We start from the raw sequence: 22,556 nt of genomic DNA on the forward strand, positions 1-22,556 counted from the left end.
CAGCCGTGCGGCGCACCGGCCGCGCCTTTCCGGACGGAACGGGGAATGCGGACGCTCTCCCGGACCGGCCTCCCGGACTGCTCCCGGACTGTCTTCCGGGCCGTCTTCCGGACCGCCGGTAATGGGTGCGTCCGTGACGCACCGGGAATTCACCGGATATTCGCCGGGCCCCCGCCCTCCACTCGCCGTTCTCTCACCCGCCGAACACCGCCGAACACCCGCCGAACACGTGTCGAGCACCCGCCGCTCACCCGCCGCTCACGCCCTCCTCCCGCTCCGTCGGCCGCCACCCCGCACCCTCCGGAAGCCGCGAAGAGCCCTGGCGTAGGCTGGTTCGGTCGATCAGAACCCCTCCGAAAGGGACGCACCCGGTGACCGAGAAGGCCGAACTCCAGTCTGTTCTCGACCGCGCCGCCGCGGGTGGCCGGATCACCCCCGAGGAGGCGCTCGACCTCTACCGCTCGGCGCCTCTGCACGCGCTGGGCGTCGCCGCCGACGCGGTGCGCCGCCGCCGGTACGCGGGGACCGAGCACATCGCGACGTACATCATCGAGCGGAACATCAACTACACGAACGTCTGTGTGACGGCGTGCAAGTTCTGCGCGTTCTACGCCGCCCCGAAGGACACCGAGAAGGGCTGGACCCGGGACCTCGACGACATCCTGCGCCGCTGCGCGGAGACCGTGGAGCTCGGCGGCACCCAGATCATGTTCCAGGGCGGCCACCACCCGGACTACGGCGTCGAGTACTACGAGAAGCACTTCGCCGCCATCAAGAAGGACTTCCCGCAGCTGGTCATCCACTCCCTCGGCGCCTCCGAGGTCGAGCACATGGCCCGCATCTCCGGCGTCTCCGTCGAGGAGGCGATCAGCCGCATCCACGCCGCCGGGCTCGACTCCTTCGCGGGCGCCGGCGCCGAGCTGCTGCCCGAGCGGCCGCGCAAGGCGATCGCCCCGCTCAAGGAGAGCGGCGAGCGCTGGCTGGAGATCATGGAGATCGCCCACAAGCTGGGCGTCGAGTCCACCTCCACCATGCTGATGGGCACCGGCGAGACCAACGCCGAGCGGATCGAGCACCTGCGGATGATCCGTGACGTGCAGGACCGGACGGGCGGCTTCCGGGCCTTCATCCCGTACACGTACCAGCCCGAGAACAACCACCTCAAGGGCCGCACTCAGGCCACGCTCTTCGAGTACCTGCGGATGATCTCCGTCGCGCGGCTCTTCCTCGACAACGTGGCCCACATCCAGGGCTCGTGGCTCACCACGGGCAAGGAGATCGGCCAGCTGACGCTGCACTACGGCGCGGACGACCTCGGCTCGATCATGCTGGAGGAGAACGTCGTCTCCTCGGCGGGCGCCAAGCACCGCTCCAACCTGCGCGAGATGATCGACATGATCCGCACCGCGGACCGCGTCCCGGCGCAGCGCACCACGACGTACGAGCACATCGTCGTCCACGACGACCCGGCGAACGACCCGGTCGACGAGCGCGTCGCCTCGCACATCTCGTCGACCGCGATCAAGGGCGGCACGGCTCACCCCGAGCTGAAGCTGCTCGACGCGAACTGATGCTGACCCTCCACGTCGCCGAGGCGACACCCGAGAGCGCCGTCCTGGTGGACGGCGCCCTCGTCGCCGCCGTCGGCCCGTACGAGGACCTGGCCGAGCGCCACCAGAACGCCCGGCTGCGGCGGTGGCCCGGCATCCTCACGCCCGGACTCCTCAACCCGTACGGGCCGGAGCTCCTGGAGGAGACGTACCACCCGGACCCCCGGGAGGCCGCCGAGTTCGGCACCGAGCCGATCACGGGGGAGCGGGCGCGGGAGATCTTCCGGGCCGACCCCGCCCGGCGGGGTGCCTCCGCGCGCCGCGGTGTGCAGCGGCTCCTCGCGCACGGGACGGTCGCCGTCGCCGGTGAACTCCGCGGCCGGGCCGCCGTGGACGCCGTGCGCCGGGCCGGTCTGGCCGTCGGCCGCCGCCCGGAGCGGCTCCCGGGACCGCCGTCCCTCTCCCCGGCGCCGCTGGTGCTGCTGCCCGGCCTGGTGCCGGGTGGCCCCGCCCGCTTCGCCGTCTTCGACGTCCCGGACCGGGCGGCGCTGGTCCGCCTCGGCGCGTCGACGTGCGTCGCGACCGTCGTCGAAGGCCGGCTGGTGTTCCGCCGGCGCTAGCCGGACCGCTCAGCCGCCCTGGACCGGGGTGCTCTTCTCCTGCACCGGGTACGCGTCCGCGTACTCCAGCAGATCGGTGAAGCGCGCGTCGCGTACGACGGTCAGCAGCTGGTCGGGTGTCACGGGCGCCGAGGCGGTGTCCGAGGGGCTGACGGAGAGCAGCACATTGCTCCGGCCGTACCGCGTGACGACCATGGACCCCAGGGTCTCGGGCTTGTTCGCGGCCATCGAGTACACCTGCGCGGTCCGCCCCCCGCCCAGAGCGGTCTTCTCGCACGTCATCCGCTTCGCCGGGATGTTCCGGCACTCCTGGAGGCGCTCGCCCTCCGCCGGCCGGATGGACAGCTTCACGGGGAAGGACCGGCCGCCCGCGGTGATCCGGTAGTCGGAGACCTCGTCCTCGACCGGCCTGATGTCCGTGACGGACGCCGGAAGGAGCTCGTCGAGGAGCGCCGACACCTGCTGCTGGAACTGGGCGCGGCGGGCGCTCTCCGCGTCGGAGAGCTTCTCGGGCGGTGTCTGTCCCGGGGTCGGCTGCGCTTGTACGGGCGTGTGGTACGCCGACGGGAAGGCGGCCGGCGGGGCGGCGGGCGTCGCGACGCCGGGGTCCGCGGGGGAGAGCAGGGAGAGTCCCAGGGCGGCCGCGGTCACGGTCCCGAAGACGCCTCCGGCGACGGTGAGCCGGGTGCGTGCGCGGCGCCTGCGGCCCAGGCGCACCGCGGAGGGAGCCAGGTCGGGAAGGGGCGGAAGGTCCTGTGCCGTGCGGTCCATGGCACGGCGGAGCATCGTTACGTCGTCCACTCGGGGCCTCAGCTTCCGATGGTGTGGTGAAGGGCGTGGGGATCGGCGGTGTAGAGGTGTGCCTCGCCGAGCCGGTCCCGGAGCCTGGCCAGTGAGCGCGAGCACTGGCTTTTGACCGTCGCCTCGCTGCAGCGCAGGAGCGAGGCGACGGTCTCCACACTCAGGTCCTCCCAGTACCTCAGGACGACCATGGCGCGGGCTCTGGGCGGCAGCTCGGCGAGCGCGGCGAGCAGCGTGACCCGGAGGTCCGGCTGTTCGGTGGCCCGCGCCGGGCCGAGCCCGCCGGTCTTGGTGAAGGCGAGCAGATCGCGCAGTCTGCGTCGCCGTTCGGCGAGGAACGTGCGGGTGAGCACCGTCTTGGCGTAGGCATGGGGATGCTCCGCCGATCCGGCCCGCCGCCAGTGCTGGAAGAGCTTGGCGAGGGTGGTCTGTGTGAGGTCGCGGGCGGTCTCCGCGTCCCCGCACAGGAGGTACGCGGTGCGGTACAGCCGCGTCTGCGCGGACCGGGCGAACTCCTCGAACCCGGCGTCCGAGCCAAGCGGTGACGGCATCTCGCTCCCTTCGTCAGCACTGTCACCCTTCCTTGAGCGCGCTCGCCGCAGAAAGGTTGAAGGCGGATTCCGGGAAATCCTCCGGGGGCCGGGGCCGGTCCCCGCCCGCCCGGGGGGTGGCTGCCACAATGGCCGGGTGAGCCGAGCATCCCTGGACAAGCAGCCGCACGAAGTCGCCTCGATGTTCGACGACGTGGCGGCGAACTACGACCTCACCAACGACGTGCTCTCCCTGGGGCAGGACCGCCGCTGGCGCAAGGAGGTCGCGAAGGCGGTCGACGCCCGCCCCGCGCAGAAGGTCCTGGACCTGGCCGCCGGCACCGCCACCTCCTCGCAGCCGTTCGTACGGGCGGGGGCGTACGTCGTGCCGTGCGACTTCTCCCTCGGGATGCTTCAGGTCGGCAAGAAGCGGCACCCGTGGATGCCGTTCACGGCGGGCGACGGCACGAAGCTCCCCTTCCGCGACGACGTGTTCGACGCGGTCACGATCTCCTTCGGGCTGCGGAACATCCAGGACACCGAGCAGGCGCTCCGCGAGCTGTACCGGGTGACGAAGCCCGGCGGCCGGGTCGTCATCTGCGAGTTCTCGCACCCGACCTGGGCGCCGTTCCGCACCGTGTACGAGGAGTACCTGATGCGCGCGCTGCCGCCGGTGGCCCGCGCCGTGTCGTCCAACCCCGACGCGTACGTGTACCTGGCGGAGTCCATCCAGTCCTGGCCGGACCAGCCGACGCTGGCCGGGCTGCTCCAGAAGGCCGGCTGGTCGAAGGTGGCCTACCGGAACCTGTCGGGCGGCATCGTCGCCCTGCACCGCGGCTTCAAGGCGTAGGCCCGCCCGCCCCCGATCCGCCGCCCGCCCCTGATCCGTCGGCCGGGCCCGATCCGCCGGCCGGGCCCGATCCGCCGGCCGGGCCCGATCCGCCGGCCGGGCCCGTACCCCGCCCGGGCCCGCCGCCCTAAAATTTCCTCATTCTTCCCTCGACCCCTCCGGGAGTTCCGCCGTGACCGAGCAGCCCCTCTCCGAGCACAGCGCAGATGTGATCGTCGTCGGGGCAGGCCCGGCCGGCTCCACCACCGCGTACTACCTGGCCAAGGCCGGACTCGACGTCCTGCTCCTGGAGAAGACGGCGTTCCCGCGCGAGAAGGTCTGCGGCGACGGCCTCACCCCGCGCGCCACCAAGCAGCTCGTCTCCATGGGCATCGACATCTCCGAAGAGGCCGGCTGGCTGCGGAACAAGGGCCTGCGGATCATCGGCGGCGGCGTCCGGCTCGAACTGGACTGGCCGGAGCTCGCCTCGTACCCGGACTACGGACTCGTCCGCAAGCGCGACGACTTCGACGAGCAGCTCGCCCGCCAGGCGCAGAAGGCCGGCGCCCGGCTGTACGAGCGCTGCAACGTCGGCGCGCCGATCATCGACGACCGTACGGGCCGGATCACCGGTGTCCACGCGAAGCTGGGCGAGGAGAAGCGCGAAGTCACCTTCCACGCGCCGCTCGTCGTCGCCGCCGACGGCAACTCCACCCGGCTCTCCCTCGCCATGGGCCTGCACCGGCGCGAGGACCGGCCGATGGGCGTCGCCGTCCGCACGTACTTCACGACCCCCCGCCACGAGGACGACTACCTGGAGTCCTGGCTGGAGCTGTGGGACCGGCGCGGCCCGCAGGACCGGCTGCTCCCGGGCTACGGCTGGATCTTCGGCATGGGCGACGGCACGTCCAACGTCGGCCTGGGCATCCTCGACTCCTCCTCGGCGTTCCGGGAGCTGGACTGGCGCGAGGTCCTCAAGGCCTGGTGCGCGTCGATGCCGGAGGACTGGGGCTTCACCCCGGACAACATGACGACGACGATCCGCGGCGCCGCGCTGCCGATGGCCTTCAACCGTCAGCCGCACTACACGAAGGGCCTGCTGCTCGTCGGCGACGCGGGCGGCCTGGTCAACCCGTTCAACGGCGAGGGCATCGCGTACGCCATGGAGTCGGGCCAGATCGCGGCCGACGTCATCGTCCAGGCGCACGCGCGCGCGACGCCCGCGCAGCGCGAGCTGGCGCTGCGGAACTACCCGCAGATCCTCAAGGACACCTACGGCGGGTACTACACGCTGGGCCGCGCCTTCGTGAAGCTCATCGGCAACCCGAAGATCATGAAGATCGCGACCCAGCGTGGTCTGACGCACCCGCTGCTGATGAAGTTCACGCTGAAGATGCTGGCCAACCTCACCGACCCGACGGGCGGCGACGCCATGGACCGCATCATCAACGGTCTGTCGAAGGTGGCCCCGAAGGCCTGAGCGCCGTCAGGCGCAGCGGGTGAGCCCGGAGACCGGCCGGGTCAGCGGGGACCGGGGCACGACGGTGCGTAGCTCCGGGAGCCTGCCTGCGTACTCGTGACAGAGACGGGCCGGCCAGACCGCCTCCGTGAGCAGGGCGAGCAGATGGAGCTGGGCGCGCGACAGGCCGCCCAGCTTCTCCCGCATGTTGGTGACGTGGAACTTGACGGTGCGCTCGGTGATGCCGAGGCATTCGGCGAGGTCCGTGTTGGACTCACCGCCGGGCATGGCGGACAGGACCTCGATCTCGCGGTCCGTCAGGGCGTCCAGGTGGCGTATGGCGGTGGTGACCGGGTTGATCCGGGCGGCTCTCGATCTGTTGACCTCGGCCGGCGCGGAAACGCAGTACTGGCACTGACGATGCATGTGTCTCCCCCCTGAGACGGCATTCGCTGGGCGCTGCGCGGCGGGACCCATGGGCTGGTTCCCGGGGAACCGACGAGTTGGTTCCCGATGGGAACGGTAAACCCGATCGGGTCGCGATTCATGGCCCTTCCAGGCCTCCCGGGACGTCCCACCGGCCGGAAATCGCCCTCTCGACGTGCGGTTTCGCACGGCGGGAGGGCCCTCCGGCCCGTGTCGCGCGGCTCAGCCGGCCAGCGTGGCGGCGAGCTTCAACCGTTCGTTGAGCTCGGTCTTCGCCTGGTTCAGGGTCTCGGCGTTCTGCTCGATGTTCCGCTTCTGGTACGCGGTCTCGACGGTGAACCAGATGCCGACGAGGTTGGCCCTTTCCTTACAGGCGACGTCCTGCTTCGCGGCGGCGATCGCCCGGGGGCTGCCGTACGTGTTCGCGTCGAGCCCCAGGTCCTTCTGCGGGCTGACGGGCTCGTCCGCCTTGTAGCCCTTCTCGGCCATACAGGAGGACCAGGCCTTCACGGCGGCGACGACCCGGGAGTCCTCGCGGGAGCGGGAGTAGGCGTCCATCCCCACGTTGGTGACGAACATGATGTCCACCGCGCCCTTCTTCGGCGCGTAGAGCGTGAGGAAGCCCTCCCGGAGACAGCCTCCGACGGGCACCTTCTGCCCGTTCAGCGTCTTGCCGCTGTCCTTGGCCCTGGCCTCTTCCAGGCTCATCGGCTGGGGACCCTTGTACTCCGGGCCGTTGAGCGCGAGCTCGCCGCTCGGGCCGAGGTCCGGGGCGGTCGGCTTCGGCGGCCGCTGGGCGCCCCGGTTCGGGGTGTAGCCATTGCGGGCCGCGACCGTGGCATCGGTCAGGCCGTAGTGGGACGCGTCGGACCGGCCACCGGTGACGGGGGACCGCGGCAGCTCGTACGTGAACCCGAAGCGCTTCATGCAGTCGCTGGTCACCCGGGACTGGGCCTGCTCCAGCTTGCGGCGCTGGTCGGCCGTGGTCTCGTAACCGTCCAGCGGGTACGAGAGGCTGGCCGTCGACAGCAGCCGGGGAACCGTCCCGATCGCGGGCTCGCGCGAGGAACCGTCGCCACCGCCGTCGGATCCGGCGGAGCAGGCGCTGAGGAGCGCGGCGCTCAGCAGGAGAACGGTCGCGCGAGCGGCGAGTGGACGCATGGGGCTGCTCCAGAGACGTGTGCGTGTCTACCATGGGAGCAGCCGTTGCTCTGCCCGCCTCTTTCGGGCGGAGCAACGGCTGCCGCGGTGATGCGAGTTGCCGGAGGCTACTCCGGCGGATCAGTCGGCCGGCGCCTCAAGGGCCCCGTGATCAACGGGCCTTGTAGTAGTACGCCGAGGAGATCTGGTTCTTGAAGGTCGCGCTCGCGTTGCCGATGTAACCGGCCGGCAGGCTGCCCTCGTAGCCGCCCGCGCCGGCGTCGGTGTAGACCCACCACCGGTTCGAGTCGCGGTTGTTGTACGAGGCGGTGTTGTCGTTGACGAGCTCGTACGTGCCGTTGCCGGGGCCGGGGAACCGGTCGCCCCAGAAGTCCGTGTCCTCGACGAAGAGGTCCCAGACGGCTCCGCCCTGGTCGGAGTTGTAGTACAGGCCGAACTCGCCCGACTCCAGGCCGCCGTTCTTCCCGGCGGCCGAGGCCGTGCCGGCCGTGGCCAGCGCGCCGGCGCCGAGGGCGACGAGCGTGACGGCCGTGGCGGCGACGCGACGGAGTGCAGTGCGCTGCATGTCGTTGCCTTTCACGTAGCTGTGGTGGAGGTGGTGACGTGTGGCCCGGAGTGGGCCGGTGTCCATACGAACACCGGCAACTCGACGTCGTCCACTGTCCGTTGAGACAGTTACCGGCCGGGCTGGTGCTGGCTATGCTCGGTCCTGTCGCGGCGCCGCAGGGCGCCGGACCCATCGCGCAGGGGCCTTGTACGTGGCGGAGCGCACCGCCGCGTCGGCCCCCTCTCGCGCGTTTCCATGACGCCCCGTAGACGGGGACTCCCCGTCGGAAGGACCGTTTCTGATGAGACGCCTCATGGCTGTTCCCGTACTGATCCTCGCCCTCGGGCTCGGGGGGTGTTCGAGCGACGGGGACGGCGCAGCCCGGTCGCAGCCGAGCACGGGAAACTCCTCCGCCTCCGCCGCCCCCTCGTCCGCCACCCCCTCCTCGGGGGCCTCGCGGGACGTCGCCGACTGGGCCGCCTACTACGACTGCCTCGGCGCCCAGGGGCTCACCCTCCAGGACACGGGCAGCGGGGAGAAGCGCGTCGACAAGGACGCCAACAAGCCCGAGGCGATCGCCGCGGCGGAGAAGGCGTGCGCCGGGAAGCAGCCCGGGAAGGGCCAGGTCGACCCGGCGCGCCTCGACACGGCCAGGCAGCTGTCCGCCTGCATGCGCAAGGAAGGCATAGCCGACTACCCGGACCCCGATCCGGCGACCGGTGAGGCGCCGCTCGACGGCGACCTCGGCAAGCGGATGAAGAGCGATCCGAAGGTCATCGAGGCGCTGAAGGCCTGCCACCCGACGGCCCCCGGCGCCGATGGCGGGACGGTCGAAGGTGGCTGACGACACCCCTCACGACACCCTTGGCGACATGACCGCGCCCGGCGGGGAACCGCCGGGCGGGCTCGCGGACGGCACCCGGACCCCCGGCGGCGACGCCGGGGGCGCCCGGATGAACCGGCGCCGCTTCTGGGTCGCCGCCCTCGTGGCCGGGGCCGTCGCCCTGACCGGCGCCGGTGTCGCGGCCACCTCCCTGATCCGCTCGCCCGCACAGGTCGCGGCCGACGCCGAGCCGCCGCCGCAGGACGTGCTGGTCGCCCGGGTCGAGAACCGGGTCCTCGCGGAGACGGTCGTCCTGCGCGGCACCGTCGTGGCCGGCCAGACCGTCCAGGTCGCGCCCGTCGCCGCGGGCGGAGAGGGCGCCGCCTCCCCCGTGATCACCAAGGTGTCCGTCAAGAGCGGGGACGCCGTGGGCTCGGGCAAGGTGCTCCTGGAGGTCTCCGGCCGGCCCGTCTTCGTCCTGCGCGGCGGCCTGCCCGTGTACCGGGACCTCAAGCCCGGCGCCACCGGCGACGACGTGAAGCAGCTCCAGGACGCGCTCGCCGCCCTCGGCCACGGTCGCGGCGGCGACACCAGGGGCACCTTCGGCCCCGGCACCAAGGACGCGGTCGAGGAGTTCTACTCCTCCATCGGCTACGACCCGAAGCCCGCCGTCGACGACGACGGCGCCGCCGTCGACGGCGCCGGGACGGCCGTGACCGGTGCCGAGCGGGCCGTCGTGGACGCCCGCGACGCGCTCGCGGCCAACAAGGACGCCACCCAGACGAAGTCCCTGAAGAAGGCCCGCGACCGGGCCGTGGAGGACCTGGGCGCCGCGCGCGAGACCCTCGCGAAGGCGGAGGCGGCCGCCGGACCGATGGTCCCGGCGGCCGAGGTCGTGTTCGTCCGGGCCTTCCCCGCGCGGGTCGCCACGATCACGGCCCGGCCGGGAGCCCAGGTCTCCGGCACCGCCATGACCCTCTCCTCCGGCAAGCTCATGGCACAGGGCTATCTCCAGGACCACCAGAAGGGCATGGTCCGCGCCGGGCAGAAGGTACGGATCCTCGCCGAGACCACCGGGCAGGAGACCGCCGGCACGGTGGTGTCGGTGGCGGACACCCCCTCTCGGCAGCAGGACCAGCAGTCCGGCCAGCAGGGGACGGGCTCCGGCGGGAACAGCGGCGACGGCAACGGCGGGGGAGGGGACGGCACCCAGGGCAACGGCGCCGTCGGTTATCTCTTCACCGTCGCCCCCGCCCGCGAACTGCCCTCCGGCCTCGCCGGCCAGGAGGTGCGCCTCACCATCGAGGCCGCCTCCACCGACGGCAAGGCCCTCGTCGTCCCGGTCACCGCCGTCTCCGCGGGCGTCGACGGCAAGACCGTCGTCACCACCGTCGACGGCACCGGCCGGCAGGAGCGGATCGAGGTACGGACCGGCACCACCGGCGACGGCTACGTGGAGGTCGTCCCGCTCACCGCCGGCGCGCTCGAGGAAGGCGACGAGGTGGTCACCGGGGTCAACCCGGGCGCCGCATCGGGCAGCACCGGGGGGTCCCCGTGAGCGAGGAGGACGTCCCCGTCATCGAGTTCCGCGCGGTGGCCCTGACCTACCCGGGACCGCCGCCCGTCGCCGCCCTGAGGCCCTGTGAACTCACGGTACGGAAAGGCGAGTTCATCACGGTCGTCGGCCCCTCCGGCTCGGGCAAGTCGACCTTCCTGAACGTCGCGGGACTGCTCGACGCGCCCACCGCCGGCACGTACCTCCTGGACGGCATCGACACGGCGGCGCTCCGCGACGGGGAGCGCACGGCCCTGCGCGGGCGGCGGATCGGCTTCGTCTTCCAGTCCTTCCACCTGCTCCCGCACCGCAGCGCCACGGAGAACGTCATGCTCTCGATGGTGTACTCGGCGGTGCCCCGCGCCGAGCGCCGCACCCGCGCCCGTACCGCCCTCGAACGGGTGGGACTCGGCCATCGCGCGGAGGCGCTGCCCGGCCGGCTCTCCGGCGGCGAACGCCAGCGGGTGGCCATCGCCCGGGCCCTCGCCGGCCGCCCGTCGCTGCTCCTCTGCGACGAACCGACCGGCAACCTCGACTCGGACAACGCCGCGTCCGTCCTCGACCTCCTGGGCGAACTGCACGCCTCCGGGATGACGATCGTCGTCATCACCCACGACACGGAGGTGGCGGCGCGCGGCGAGCGCACCGTGACGATCCGCGACGGAGTGCTCAGCGAACCGGCGCGCGGGAGGCGGACGTGAGGCGAACCCCGAAAGGCTTCCCGAAAGGTTCCGCGAAGGGCTCCGCGAAGGGCGAAAGCCCGCGCAGGAAGCGGCCACGCCTGGTCGAACCCTCCCGCCTCGCCGCCCGTGACGTCCTCGCCGAGGCCGTCGCCGGAATGCTCCAGCGCCCCGGACGCTCGGTCCTCACCGCGCTCGGCACCGTCCTCGGCGTCGGCACGTTCGTGGCGATCCTCGGGCTGACCGCGACCACGTCCTCGCAGATCGACTCACGGTTCAACCTGCTCACCGCCACCGAGGTGACCGTCGAGGACGTCGCCCGCGACCAGAACGAGTTCGCCGACCCCGCCTTCCCGGCCGACGCGGACGCCCGGATCGCACGCCTCGGCGGCGTCGAGGACGCCGGCGTCTACTGGTCCGTCCGGCTGTCCCCCGGCACGGCAGTCCGCTCCGCGCCGGTCGGCGACGCCACGGCCAGCGAACGGATCGAGGTCGTCGCCGCGTCCCCCGGGGCGCTGCGGGCGGCGGCGCCGACCCTCCGGCAGGGCCGTCTGTACGACGAGTTCACCTCCGGGTCCGCGCAGCCGGTCGCGGTGCTCGGCAAGTCGGTCGCGGACCGGCTCGGCATCACGACCCTGGAGACCCGGCCCGCGGTGTTCATCGGCGACGAGCCCTTCACGGTCGCCGGGATCATCGACGACGTGAAGCGCCGGGCCGACGTCCTGATGTCGGTCACCGTGCCCCGGACGACCGCCGAGAAGCTGTGGGGGCCGCCGCAGCAGGGCGACGCGAAGATGCTCATCACGACGGCGACGGGCGCGGCGAACCAGATCGCGCGGGAGGCACCGGTCGCCCTGCGCCCGGACCACCCGGAGTACCTGAAGGCGGTCCCCCCGCCGGACCCGCGGACCCTGCGCGCGGGCGTGACCGACGACCTGGACCAGCTCTTCCTGCTCCTCGCGGGGGTCTCCCTGGTGATCGGCGCGGTCGGGATCGCCAACACCACCCTCGTCGCGGTCCTGGAGCGGACCGGTGAGATCGGCCTGAGACGTGCCCTCGGGGCCCGGGGACGGCACATCACCGTCCAGTTCCTCACGGAATCGGGTGCTCTGGGCGCGATGGGCGGGCTCGTCGGTACGGCGCTCGGGGTGTCCACGGTGATCGTGGTGGCGTTGGTACGGGACTGGACGCCGGTGATGCACACGGCGACGGTCGTCGCGGCCCCGGCCGTCGGCCTGGTCACGGGCGTCGTCGCCGGCCTCTACCCGGCCTGGCGGGCCTCCCGCATCGAACCGGCCGAGGCCCTCCGCCGCTGAGCGGTCCGGCGGACCGCATGGTCAGCGGCTTCTCGAAGGCGGTCCCGAAGGCCGGAACGCCCTGCGGTAGTCGGTCGGGGACACCCCGACCGCGCGGGTGAAGTGGCGGCGCAGGTTGGCCGCCGTACCGAGTCCGGTGTGGTCGCCGATCTGCTCCACGGGCAGGTCGGTCGACTCCAGGAGCGTCTGCGCACGGGCCACCCGCTGCTGGAGGAGCCACTGCAGCGGGGTCGTCCCGCACGCTTCCTGGACCCGCCGGTGGAAGGTCCGCGGGCTCAGCCGGGCCCGCCGGGCCAGCAGGTCGACGGTCAGCGGTTCGGCCAGGTGCTCGGTGGCCCACTGCAGGACGGGCCCCAGGCTGTCGTCGTCGCTGGGCGGCACCGGCGCCTCGATGAACTGGGCCTGGCCGCCGGCGCGGTGGGCCGGCACGACCAGCCGGCGGGCGAGCTGCCCGGCGACGCCCGCGCCGAGGTCCCTGCGCACCAGGTGCAGGCAGAGGTCGAGGGCGGCGGTGGCCCCGGCGCTGGTCAGGACCGTGCCCTCGTCGGTGTAGAGCACCGAGTCGTCGACCAGGACCTCGGGGTGCCGGGCGGCCAGCTGGCCGGTGTGCTGCCAGTGCGCGGTGGCCCGGCGCCCGTCGAGGAGTCCGGCGGCGGCCAGGGCGAAGGCGCCCGTGCACAGGGACACCATCCGCGCGCCCGCGTCGGCCGCGGCGCGCAGGGCGTCCACGAGGTCGGCCGGGACGTCCTCGCCGTCCTCGACGACGGCGTCGGGGACGGACGGCACGATGACGGTGTCCGCGCCGACGAGCCCTTCGAGACCGTGGTCGGTCCGCACCGAGAACACCCCGGGTCCGGCCTCGCCGCACAGGCGCAGCTCGTACCAGGGGTCGGCCAGGTCCGGCTGGGGGTTGCCGAACACGGCGCAGGCGATGGCGATCTCGTACAGCTCCCACATCGACGTGCCGATCCGGCGGTCCGGCACGACGGCGATGGCGACGACTCCCGCACTCATGGCCCGACCCTACGGCAGCCCCCGGGGCGCGGCAGGAATTTTGCGGGTGTGGTCAGTCCTGCCACTGTCGGCGGGGTTCCGCCGCTGCGAGCGTGGACGTCATGAACGCACCGCACTCCACCACCACGACCACCGTCTCCGTCCTGGGCCTCGGGCAGATGGGCGCGGCCCTCGCCGCTGCCTTCCTGGCGGCCGGTCACCCCACCACCGTCTGGAACCGCACCCCGGACAAGGCCGACGCCCTCGTCGCCGGGGGCGCGGTCCGCGCGGCCGGCGTCGCCGAGGCGGTCGCCGCGAGCGAGCTCGTCGTGATCTGCGTCCTCGACTACACCGCCGTACGCGAACTCCTCGACCCGGTCGCCGAGGCGCTGGCCGGACGGGTCGTCGTGAACCTCACCAGCGGCTCGCCCGAGCAGGCCCGCGAGACGGCCGACTGGGCCGCCGGACACGGCATCGGCTACCTGGACGGCGGCATCATGACGACCCCGCCGGGGGTCGGCGACAGCTCCAACATGATCCTCTACGCGGGCGGGCCGGAGCTGCTCGCGGCGCACCGCGGGACGCTCGCCGTGCTCGGGGACCCGGTCGACCTCGGTCCCGACGCGGGGCTCGCCTCGCTGTACGACGCCGGGCTCCTCGGGCTCATGTGGTCGGTCTTCGGCGGCTGGCTGCACGCCACGGCCCTCGCCGGCGCGGACGGGGTGTCGGCCCGGGACTTCACGGCGCTCGCGACCCGCTGGCTGTCGACGGTCTCCTGGTTCATGACCGGGTACGCCGAGCAGATCGACGCGGGGGAGTACCCGGGCTCGGACGCGACCATCGACGTCCAGGTGGCGACCATCGGGCATCTGCTGCACGCGGGCGAGGTGCGGGGCGTCGACGGCCGGCTGCCGCGGCTGCATCTGGAGCTGATGCGGAGCGCGGTGGAGGCGGGGCACGGCGGCGACAGCTACGCCCGGATCATCGAGGCCTTCCGCAAGTAGGACATAGCACCCCTCTCGGGGTGGACAAGGCAAAAGCCGTCACTCCCCCGAGGAGTGACGGCTTTTCACCGTGAAGGCGCAATCAGAGGATGCGGACCGCGCCCGAGGGGGTGTCCCAGTCCATGGTGTGCTCGACGACGCCGCTGGACGGGTTCTGCGCGCCGACGTACTTGCCGCCGCCGACGTAGATGGCGACGTGGTACGAGCCGCTGCGGCTGCCCCAGTACAGGATGTCGCCCGGCTGGAGGTTGCTCAGGGAGACGGAGGTGCCCATGCTCGACTGCTCGTACGAGATGCGGGGCAGGTCGATGCCGGCCGCGCGGTAGGCGGCCTGGACGAGGCCGGAGCAGTCCCAGGAGTTGGGGCCGGTGCCGCCGGAGACGTACGCGTCGCCGATCTGGGCGCGGGCGAAGGCCACGATCGCGGCGGCGGAGCCGGTGGGGGCCTGCGTCTCGCTGCCGTTGTCCGAGGCGGTGGAGCCGCTGTCGTTCGAGGCGCTGGTGCTGGAGAGCTGGGTGCGGGCGCTGTCGCGGGAGGCGCGCTCCGCGGCCTCCTTGCGCTCCTGCTCGGCCTTGAGGCGGGCGGCCTCGGCGCGCTCGGCCGCGGCCTTGCGGTCGGCCTGGGCCTTGGCCGTCTTGGCCTCCTTGGCGGCCTTCAGCAGCGCCGCGTCCTCCTGCGTGCGGAGGTTCTGGTCGAGGGCCTCCTGCTGGGAGGCCTCGGCGGAGGCGGCGACGGCACTGGCGAGGCCGGTGCCGGCGTCGAGGGAGCCCAGGGTGGGCATTTCGATGGTCTCGGTCACCGGCTCGGCATTCGCCGGCCCGGCAGCACCGGCCACCGCGATGGTGCCGAGGACGCCACCGGCAACTCCGGCGCGGAGCGCGAGCTTCGAGGCGCTGCGGCGGGGCTTCCGGTGGCTGGGTATGTGAGCGGTGTGGGACATGGGTACAACCGCTATCAGGGCTTCACGGTTCCCTTCAAGAAACGTGGGTTGCGCCACAGTTGCGTTTGGAATCTGTGAATCCGCCTCCGTGGCAGCCTTATTGACGCCGTAACGGGCAAATCGGGCACGGCTCATCCGGCCCTTGATCACGGGTTTTCAATGAAACGCCCGAATTGCCCGACGCTTACCACCTCTTGACGCCGATGGCCAAGCCCTCTTCTTTTTGAGGTTCCCGTGACGTGACGCAGGTCACACCGGAGCCCCGCGGGCGCTCGTGAACGCGTGCACGCGTCCACCTCCGTACGCCCGGCCCCCCGACCGGGCGACGGCCGGTTCCTTTATCACCCGGAAGCGTTCCATTGCCAATTTGCCTGTAGTGGCCATCACTTGATAGTGCGACACCCCTTCCGAGCAGCGATTTCCGGTACGGATGTCACATCTGGTGATCACCTGGGCGCTTCGCGCAACAAGATCACCGCTCATCCGACTTCATGATCCTTCGTCAGGTGGTGGAGATCACAAAGTCGTTGCTGTACCCCGTGTCGCAGATCACAGAGGGGCGGGCATAAGATGCGGGGCAGCCGGGCTTGTGAACTGCCTCACATGGGGGCGATCTTTCACGGTCGGCGGTGCGGTCCAACGGTCAAGGACGACTGGAAGGAGCGAGGAGCGTGAATGCGTACGCGCCCGTCCTCGTGCTCGGCGCCCTGGGTGCGGGGTTTGCGATCTTCTCCGTGGTCATGGCCACGCTTATCGGGCCAAAGCGGTACAACAGGGCGAAACTGGAGGCGTACGAGTGCGGCATCGAGCCGACGCCCACTCCCGCCGGAGGCGGCCGCTTCCCGATCAAGTACTACCTGACGGCGATGCTCTTCATCGTCTTCGACATCGAGATCGTCTTCCTCTACCCCTGGGCCGTCACCTTCGACGCCCTGGGGCTTTTCGGGCTCGTGGAGATGCTGCTCTTCGTGCTCACCGTCTTCGTCGCCTACGCGTACGTGTGGCGGCGCGGCGGCCTGGAATGGGACTGAGGGGCTGAGGGGCACCTATGGGACTCGAAGAGAAACTCCCGAGCGGCTTTCTGCTGACGACGGTCGAACAGGCCGCGGGCTGGGTGCGCAAGGCGTCCGTGTTCCCCGCGACCTTCGGCCTCGCCTGCTGCGCCATCGAGATGATGACCACCGGCGCCGGCCGGTACGACCTGGCCCGCTTCGGCATGGAGGTCTTCCGCGGCTCGCCGCGCCAGGCCGACCTGATGATCGTCGCCGGCCGCGTCAGCCAGAAGATGGCGCCCGTGCTGCGGCAGGTCTACGACCAGATGCCCAACCCGAAGTGGGTCATCTCGATGGGCGTCTGCGCCTCCTCGGGCGGCATGTTCAACAACTACGCGATCGTGCAGGGCGTCGACCACATCGTGCCGGTCGACATCTACCTGCCCGGCTGCCCGCCGCGTCCGGAGATGCTCCTGGACGCGATTCTCAAGCTCCACCAGAAGATCCAGACCTCCAAGCTCGGCGTGAACGCCGAGGAGGCGGCCCGCGAGGCGGAGGAGGCGGCGCTCAAGGCGCTGCCGACGATCGAACTGAAGGGTCTGCTCCGGTGAGCGACGAAACCCCTAACCCTGAGAAGGACCTCAGCGCGCAGAACCTGCCGGGTCAGCGCGGGGACCACGGCGAGGAGGTCCGCGTCCAGCGCGGCATGTTCGGCGCCAACAACGGCGGCGACACCTCCGGCTACGGCGGCCTCGTCCGCTCCGTCCGGCTCCCCGGCCCCGCCACCCGCCCGTACGGCGGCTGGTTCGACGAGGTCGCCGACGAGCTGGAGGGCGCCCTGGAGGAGCAGGGCCTCCTGCCGGAGAACGCGATCGACAAGACGGTCGTCGACCGCGGCGAGCTCACCTTCCACATCGAGCGTGAGCACCTCGTCCGCGTGGCCCGCACCCTGCGCGACGACCCGGCGCTCCGCTTCGAGCTCTGCACCGGCGTCTCCGGCGTCCACTACCCCGGGGACAAGGGCCGCGAGCTGCACGCCGTCTACCACCTGCGCTCGCTGACCCACGGCCGGCTGATCCGCCTGGAGGTCTCGGCCCCGGACAGCGAGCCGCGCATCCCGTCCCTCGTCGCGGTCTACCCGACGAACGACTGGCACGAGCGCGAGACGTACGACTTCTTCGGCATCGTCTTCGACGGCCACCCCGCCCTCACCAGGATCATGATGCCGGACGACTGGCAGGGCCACCCGCAGCGCAAGGACTACCCCCTCGGCGGCATCGCCATCGAGTACAAGGGCGCCCAGATCCCGGCTCCGGACCAGCGGAGGTCGTACAGCTGATGTCCACCGAACATGCGTCTCCCCGCGAGACCACCGAAGGCGCCGTCTACACGGTGACCGGCGGCGACTGGGAAGAGGTCGTCCAGTCCGCCGCGAAGGCCGACGACGAGCGCATCATCGTCAACATGGGTCCCCAGCACCCGTCCACCCACGGCGTGCTCCGGCTCATCCTGGAGATCGACGGCGAGACCGTCACCGAGGCCCGCTGCGGCATCGGCTACCTCCACACCGGCATCGAGAAGAACCTCGAGTACCGGACCTGGACGCAGGGCACCACCTTCGTCACGCGCATGGACTACCTCACCTCGTTCTACAACGAGACGGCGTACTGCCTCGGCGTGGAGAAGCTCCTCGGCATCACCGAGCAGATCCCGGACCGCGCCAGCGTCATCCGCGTCCTGCTGATGGAGCTCAACCGGCTCTCCTCGCACCTGGTGTGCATCGCCACCGGCGGCATGGAGCTCGGCGCCACCACGATCATGATCTACGGCTTCCGGGACCGCGAGATGATCCTGGACCTGTACGAGCTGATCACCGGCCTGCGCATGAACCACGCGTTCATCCGCCCCGGCGGCCTCGCCCAGGACCTCCCGCCCGGCGCCGTCGACGCCGTGCGCGAGTTCGTGAAGACCATGAAGAGGAACCTGCCGGAGTACGACAAGCTCGCCACCGGCAACCCCATCTTCAAGGCCCGCATGCAGGACGTCGGCTATCTCGACCTCACCGGCTGCATGGCCCTCGGCGCCACCGGACCGATCCTCCGCTCGGCGGGCCTCCCGCACGACCTGCGGAAGACCGACCCGTACTGCGGCTACGAGAACTACGACTTCGACATCCCGACCGCCGACACCTGCGACTCCTACGGACGCTTCCTCGTCCGCCTGGAGGAGATGCGGCAGTCCCTGCGGATCGTCGAGCAGTGCCTCGACCGCCTGGAGCCCGGCCCGGTCATGGTCGGCGACAAGAAGATCGCCTGGCCGGCGCAGCTCGCGCTCGGCGTGGACGGCCTCGGCAACTCCACCGACCACATCGCGAAGATCATGGGCACCTCCATGGAGGCCCTGATCCACCACTTCAAGCTGGTCACCGAGGGCTTCCGGGTCCCCGCCGGGCAGGCCTACGCGGCCGTCGAGTCGCCCAAGGGCGAGCTCGGCGTCCATGTCGTCTCCGACGGCGGCACCCGCCCCTACCGGGTCCACTTCCGCGACCCGTCCTTCACCAACCTGCAGGCGATGGCCGCGATGTGCGAGGGCGGCCAGGTCGCCGACGTCATCGTCGCCGTCGCCTCCATCGACCCCGTGATGGGAGGCGTCGACCGATGACGGAGAACGTCAGCCTCGGGATGCCCCAGCTCCCGGCGCCCGCGTACCCGGCGGACGTCCACGCCCGTCTGGAGGAGGACGCCCGGGCGATCATCGCCCGCTACCCGGACTCCCGCTCCGCGCTCCTGCCGATGCTGCACCTCGTGCAGTCGGAGGAGGGCCATGTGACCCGTACCGGCATGCGGTTCTGCGCCGAGATCCTCGGCCTGACCACCGCCGAGGTCACCGCCGTCGCCACCTTCTACACGATGTACCGGCGCAAGCCCTCCGGGGACTACCAGGTCGGCGTCTGTACGAACACGCTCTGCGCGGTCATGGGCGGCGACGCCATCTTCGAGGAGCTGAAGCAGCACCTCGGCGTCGGCAACGACGAGACCACCGACGACGGCAAGATCACCCTCGAACACATCGAGTGCAACGCGGCCTGCGACTTCGCGCCCGTCGTGATGGTCAACTGGGAGTTCTTCGACAACCAGACGCCCGAGTCCGCCAAGAAGATGGTCGACGACCTCCGGGCCGGACGCACCGTCGAACCCACCCGCGGCGCCCCGCTCTGCACCTTCAAGGAGACCGCCCGCATCCTCGCCGGCTTCCCCGACGAGCGCCCCGGCGCCGTCGAGGCCACCGGCGGAGCCGGACCCGCCTCCCTCGTCGGCCTGCGCCTGGCCAAGGGCGAGACCCCGCACCACCGAATCGTCCACCCGCGCGGTGAGGCAGCCAGTCAGGAGGGGGAGTGATGACCTTGGCCGCCGAGATCAACAACAGCAGCCCCGAGAAGCTGCTCGCACCCGTCCTGTCGGCCTTCTGGGACCAGCCCGACTCCTGGACCCTGCAGACCTACGAGCGCCACGAGGGCTACCAGGGCCTCAAGAAGGCCCTCGCGATGAGCCCCGACGACCTCATCGCGTACGTCAAGGAATCCGGCCTCCGCGGACGCGGCGGCGCCGGCTTCCCCACCGGCATGAAGTGGCAGTTCATCCCGCAGGGCGACGGCAAGCCGCACTACCTCGTCGTCAACGCCGACGAGTCCGAGCCCGGCACCTGCAAGGACATCCCCCTCCTCTTCGCCAACCCGCACTCCCTCATCGAGGGCATCGTGATCGCCTGCTACGCGATCCGCTCGAACCACGCCTTCATCTATCTGCGCGGCGAGGTCGTCCCCGTCCTGCGCCGCCTCCACGAGGCCGTCCGCGAGGCCTACGCCGCCGGCTACCTCGGCACGAACATCCTCGGCAGCGGACTCGACCTCGAACTCACCGTGCACGCCGGCGCCGGCGCGTACATCTGCGGTGAGGAGACCGCGCTGCTCGACTCGCTCGAAGGGCGCCGCGGCCAGCCCCGGCTGCGACCCCCCTTCCCCGCGGTCGCCGGTCTGTACGCCTGCCCCACTGTGGTGAACAACGTCGAATCCATCGCCTCGGTTCCCGCGATCCTGAACAAGGGCAAGGACTGGTTCACCTCGATGGGCAGCGAGAAGTCCCCGGGCTTCACGCTGTACTCGCTGAGCGGACACGTCGCCTCGCCCGGCCAGTACGAGGCCCCCCTCGGGATCACCCTGCGCCAGCTCCTCGACATGAGCGGCGGCATGCGGCCCGGGCACCGGCTCAAGTTCTGGACGCCCGGCGGCTCCTCCACGCCGATGTTCACCGACGCGCACCTCGACGTGCCCCTCGACTACGAGGGCGTCGGCGCCGCCGGCTCCATGCTCGGCACCAAGGCGCTCCAGTGCTTCGACGAGACCACCTGCGTCGTCCGGGCCGTCACCCGCTGGACCGAGTTCTACGCCCACGAGTCCTGCGGCAAGTGCACCCCCTGCCGCGAGGGCACGTACTGGCTCGTCCAGCTGCTCCGCGACATCGAGGCCGGCAAGGGCCGGATGTCCGACCTCGACAAGCTCAACGACATCGCCGACAACATCAACGGCAAGTCGTTCTGCGCCCTCGGCGACGGCGCCGCCTCGCCGATCTTCTCCTCCCTCACGTACTTCCGCGAGGAGTACGAGCAGCACATCACGGGCAAGGGCTGCCCCTTCGACCCGGCCAAGTCGACCGCCTGGGCGGACAACCACAAGGAGGTGACCGCATGACCGTCACCACGTCCGACGCCGCGGGAGGCGGCAGCCCCGCCGTTCCCCCCGAGGACCTCGTGACGCTGACCATCGACGGCGCCGAGATCTCCGTCCCCAAGGGGACGCTGGTCATCCGCGCCGCCGAACAGCTCGGCATCGAGATCCCGCGCTTCTGCGACCACCCGCTCCTCGACCCCGCCGGCGCCTGCCGCCAGTGCATCGTCGAGGTCGAGGGCCAGCGCAAGCCGATGGCCTCCTGCACCATCACCTGCACCGACGGCATGGTGGTGAAGTCCCAGCTGACCTCGCCCGTCGCCGAGAAGGCCCAGCACGGCGTGATGGAGCTGCTGCTCGTCAACCACCCGCTGGACTGCCCGGTCTGCGACAAGGGCGGCGAGTGCCCCCTGCAGAACCAGGCCATGTCCCACGGACAGGCCGAATCCCGCTTCGAGGGCGTCAAGCGGACCTACGAGAAGCCGGTCCCGATCTCCACCCAGGTGCTGCTCGACCGCGAGCGGTGCGTGCTCTGCGCCCGCTGCACCCGCTTCTCCAACCAGGTCGCCGGCGACCCGATGATCGAGCTCATCGAGCGCGGCGCGCTCCAGCAGGTCGGCACCGGCGAGGGCGACCCCTTCGAGTCGTACTTCTCCGGGAACACCATCCAGATCTGCCCGGTCGGCGCCCTCACCTCGGCCGCCTACCGCTTCCGCTCCCGCCCCTTCGACCTGGTCTCCACGCCGTCCGTCTGCGAGCACTGCGCCGGCGGCTGCGCCACCCGCACCGACCACCGGCGCGGCAAGGTCATGCGGCGGCTCGCCGCCGAGGACCCGGAGGTCAACGAGGAGTGGATCTGCGACAAGGGCCGCTTCGGCTTCCGGTACGCCCAGCAGCGCGACCGGCTCACCACGCCGCTCGTCCGGAACACCGACACCGGTGAGCTGGAGCCCGCCTCCTGGCCCGAGGCCCTGGAGGCCGCCGCCCGCGGGCTCGTCCGCGGCCGGACCGGCGTCCTGACCGGCGGCCGACTGACCGTCGAGGACTCCTACGCGTACGCCAAGTTCGCCCGGGTCGCCCTCGACACCAACGACATCGACTTCCGGGCCCGGATCCACTCCGGCGAGGAGGCCGACTTCCTGGCCTCCGCCGTCGCGGGCCGGGGACGGGACCTGGACGGCAGCGGCGTCACGTACACCTCGCTCGAAGCCGCCCCGGCCGTGCTCCTCGTCGGCCTGGAGTCCGAGGAGGAGGCCCCCGGCGTCTTCCTGCGGCTCCGCAAGGCCTGGCGCAAGCACGGCCAGAAGACGTACGCGGTCGCGCCGTTCGCGACCCGGGGCCTGGAGAAGGCGGGCGGCACCCTGCTGCCCGCCGCCCCCGGCACCGAGACCGAGTGGCTCGACGCCCTCACCTCCCGCGTCGGCCTCTCCGAGGACGGCGCCGCCGCGGCCGAGGCCCTCCGCCAGGAGGGCGCCGTCCTCGCCGTCGGCGAGCGGCTCGCGGGCGTGCCCGGCGCGCTCACCGCCGCCCTGCGTGCCGCCGCCGCCACCGGCGCCCGCCTCGTGTGGATCCCGCGCCGGGCCGGCGAGCGCGGCGCCGTCGAGGCC

At 71.6% G+C, this 22,556-nt stretch carries 23 protein-coding genes; 16 read left to right on the forward strand and 7 right to left on the reverse strand.

What is annotated here, in order from left to right; genetic code table 11:
- The first annotated feature begins 371 nt into the window (after window positions 1-371).
- Together mqnC and ACWGN5_RS39000 are read left to right on the forward strand one after the other, a co-directional pair.
- On the forward strand, window positions 372-1,571 hold the full coding sequence (mqnC, locus tag ACWGN5_RS38995) for a cyclic dehypoxanthinyl futalosine synthase (RefSeq protein ID WP_453523157.1): 1,200 nt from the start codon (window positions 372-374) through the stop codon (window positions 1,569-1,571).
- Window positions 1,571-2,170, forward strand: coding sequence for an imidazolonepropionase-like domain-containing protein (locus tag ACWGN5_RS39000; protein WP_453523158.1), 600 nt, complete (start codon window positions 1,571-1,573; stop codon window positions 2,168-2,170). The genes mqnC and ACWGN5_RS39000 overlap by 1 nt, the downstream gene beginning before the upstream one ends.
- 9 nt (window positions 2,171-2,179) lie before the next feature.
- Here ACWGN5_RS39000 and ACWGN5_RS39005 read toward each other — a convergent pair whose 3' ends face one another.
- Window positions 2,180-2,941, reverse strand: coding sequence for a hypothetical protein (locus ACWGN5_RS39005; protein WP_453523159.1), 762 nt, complete (start codon window positions 2,939-2,941; stop codon window positions 2,180-2,182).
- 38 nt (window positions 2,942-2,979) lie between these two features.
- Entirely contained in the window at window positions 2,980-3,522 is a 543-nt protein-coding gene (locus tag ACWGN5_RS39010) for a SigE family RNA polymerase sigma factor (RefSeq protein ID WP_453523160.1), read from the reverse strand.
- A gap of 136 nt (window positions 3,523-3,658) precedes the next feature.
- On the opposite strand from ACWGN5_RS39010, the gene ACWGN5_RS39015 reads away from it, so the two are divergent.
- Together ACWGN5_RS39015 and ACWGN5_RS39020 are read left to right on the forward strand one after the other, a co-directional pair.
- Window positions 3,659-4,351: a demethylmenaquinone methyltransferase gene (locus ACWGN5_RS39015; RefSeq protein ID WP_453523161.1), complete on the forward strand. Its 693-nt coding sequence runs from the start codon at window positions 3,659-3,661 to the stop codon at window positions 4,349-4,351.
- 172 nt (window positions 4,352-4,523) lie between these two features.
- Window positions 4,524-5,810, forward strand: coding sequence for a geranylgeranyl reductase family protein (locus tag ACWGN5_RS39020; RefSeq protein WP_453523162.1), 1,287 nt, complete (start codon window positions 4,524-4,526; stop codon window positions 5,808-5,810).
- Between the two features lie 6 nt (window positions 5,811-5,816).
- On the opposite strand, the gene ACWGN5_RS39025 is transcribed toward ACWGN5_RS39020, so the two are convergent.
- From ACWGN5_RS39025 to ACWGN5_RS39035, 3 genes are all read right to left on the reverse strand, one after another.
- Window positions 5,817-6,215: a response regulator transcription factor gene (locus ACWGN5_RS39025; RefSeq protein WP_453523163.1), complete on the reverse strand. Its 399-nt coding sequence runs from the start codon at window positions 6,213-6,215 to the stop codon at window positions 5,817-5,819.
- 222 nt (window positions 6,216-6,437) lie between these two features.
- Window positions 6,438-7,376: a hypothetical protein gene (locus ACWGN5_RS39030; RefSeq protein WP_453523164.1), complete on the reverse strand. Its 939-nt coding sequence runs from the start codon at window positions 7,374-7,376 to the stop codon at window positions 6,438-6,440.
- A 151-nt stretch (window positions 7,377-7,527) separates the two neighbouring features.
- Entirely contained in the window at window positions 7,528-7,941 is a 414-nt protein-coding gene (locus ACWGN5_RS39035) for a hypothetical protein (RefSeq protein ID WP_453523165.1), read from the reverse strand.
- Between the two features lie 295 nt (window positions 7,942-8,236).
- Between ACWGN5_RS39035 and ACWGN5_RS39040 the strand changes: the two genes are divergently transcribed.
- From ACWGN5_RS39040 to ACWGN5_RS39055, 4 genes are all read left to right on the forward strand, one after another.
- The gene (locus ACWGN5_RS39040; protein WP_453523166.1) at window positions 8,237-8,767 is read left to right on the forward strand and encodes a hypothetical protein; all 531 of its coding nucleotides are present in this window, start codon (window positions 8,237-8,239) and stop codon (window positions 8,765-8,767) included.
- A gap of 28 nt (window positions 8,768-8,795) precedes the next feature.
- Window positions 8,796-10,304, forward strand: a complete 1,509-nt coding sequence (locus tag ACWGN5_RS39045) for a peptidoglycan-binding protein (RefSeq protein ID WP_453523167.1) — start codon at window positions 8,796-8,798, stop codon at window positions 10,302-10,304.
- On the forward strand, window positions 10,301-11,002 hold the full coding sequence (locus tag ACWGN5_RS39050) for an ABC transporter ATP-binding protein (RefSeq protein ID WP_453523168.1): 702 nt from the start codon (window positions 10,301-10,303) through the stop codon (window positions 11,000-11,002). Before ACWGN5_RS39045 ends, ACWGN5_RS39050 begins: the two co-directional genes overlap by 4 nt.
- An 80-nt stretch (window positions 11,003-11,082) precedes the next feature.
- Window positions 11,083-12,297, forward strand: a complete 1,215-nt coding sequence (locus ACWGN5_RS39055; RefSeq protein ID WP_453523177.1) for an ABC transporter permease — start codon at window positions 11,083-11,085, stop codon at window positions 12,295-12,297.
- Window positions 12,298-12,318: 21 nt separating this feature from the next.
- Here the strand turns inward: ACWGN5_RS39055 and ACWGN5_RS39060 are convergent, their stop codons facing one another.
- The gene (locus ACWGN5_RS39060; RefSeq protein WP_453523169.1) at window positions 12,319-13,311 is read right to left on the reverse strand and encodes a helix-turn-helix domain-containing protein; all 993 of its coding nucleotides are present in this window, start codon (window positions 13,309-13,311) and stop codon (window positions 12,319-12,321) included.
- Window positions 13,312-13,412: 101 nt separating this feature from the next.
- On the opposite strand from ACWGN5_RS39060, the gene ACWGN5_RS39065 reads away from it, so the two are divergent.
- The gene (locus ACWGN5_RS39065; RefSeq protein WP_453523170.1) at window positions 13,413-14,294 is read left to right on the forward strand and encodes an NAD(P)-dependent oxidoreductase; all 882 of its coding nucleotides are present in this window, start codon (window positions 13,413-13,415) and stop codon (window positions 14,292-14,294) included.
- Between the two features lie 82 nt (window positions 14,295-14,376).
- On the opposite strand, the gene ACWGN5_RS39070 is transcribed toward ACWGN5_RS39065, so the two are convergent.
- Window positions 14,377-15,234 carry a C40 family peptidase gene (locus tag ACWGN5_RS39070; RefSeq protein ID WP_453523171.1) on the reverse strand — a complete coding sequence of 286 codons (858 nt, stop codon included), beginning with the start codon at window positions 15,232-15,234 and terminating at the stop codon, window positions 14,377-14,379.
- Between the two features lie 671 nt (window positions 15,235-15,905).
- Between ACWGN5_RS39070 and ACWGN5_RS39075 the strand changes: the two genes are divergently transcribed.
- From ACWGN5_RS39075 to ACWGN5_RS39105, 7 genes are all read left to right on the forward strand, one after another.
- Window positions 15,906-16,265 (forward strand): NADH-quinone oxidoreductase subunit A, encoded by a 360-nt coding sequence (locus ACWGN5_RS39075; RefSeq protein ID WP_019888619.1) that lies wholly within the window; start codon window positions 15,906-15,908, stop codon window positions 16,263-16,265.
- Between the two features lie 17 nt (window positions 16,266-16,282).
- Window positions 16,283-16,837, forward strand: coding sequence for a NuoB/complex I 20 kDa subunit family protein (locus tag ACWGN5_RS39080; RefSeq protein ID WP_024756031.1), 555 nt, complete (start codon window positions 16,283-16,285; stop codon window positions 16,835-16,837).
- Window positions 16,834-17,565: an NADH-quinone oxidoreductase subunit C gene (locus ACWGN5_RS39085; protein ID WP_453523172.1), complete on the forward strand. Its 732-nt coding sequence runs from the start codon at window positions 16,834-16,836 to the stop codon at window positions 17,563-17,565. The genes ACWGN5_RS39080 and ACWGN5_RS39085 overlap by 4 nt, the downstream gene beginning before the upstream one ends.
- A complete protein-coding gene (locus tag ACWGN5_RS39090) occupies window positions 17,565-18,887 on the forward strand; it encodes an NADH-quinone oxidoreductase subunit D (protein ID WP_453523173.1) in 1,323 nt (440 codons plus the stop codon). The genes ACWGN5_RS39085 and ACWGN5_RS39090 overlap by 1 nt, the downstream gene beginning before the upstream one ends.
- Window positions 18,884-19,624: an NADH-quinone oxidoreductase subunit NuoE gene (nuoE, locus tag ACWGN5_RS39095; RefSeq protein ID WP_453523174.1), complete on the forward strand. Its 741-nt coding sequence runs from the start codon at window positions 18,884-18,886 to the stop codon at window positions 19,622-19,624. Before ACWGN5_RS39090 ends, nuoE begins: the two co-directional genes overlap by 4 nt.
- Window positions 19,621-20,973, forward strand: a complete 1,353-nt coding sequence (gene nuoF / locus ACWGN5_RS39100; protein WP_453523175.1) for an NADH-quinone oxidoreductase subunit NuoF — start codon at window positions 19,621-19,623, stop codon at window positions 20,971-20,973. Before nuoE ends, nuoF begins: the two co-directional genes overlap by 4 nt.
- Window positions 20,970-22,556, forward strand: a 1,587-nt coding sequence (locus ACWGN5_RS39105) for an NADH-quinone oxidoreductase subunit G (protein ID WP_453523176.1), incomplete at its 3' end; no start/stop codon positions are given. The genes nuoF and ACWGN5_RS39105, both read left to right, overlap by 4 nt.

It is taken from the genome of Streptomyces sp. NPDC055815, assembly GCF_053616475.1.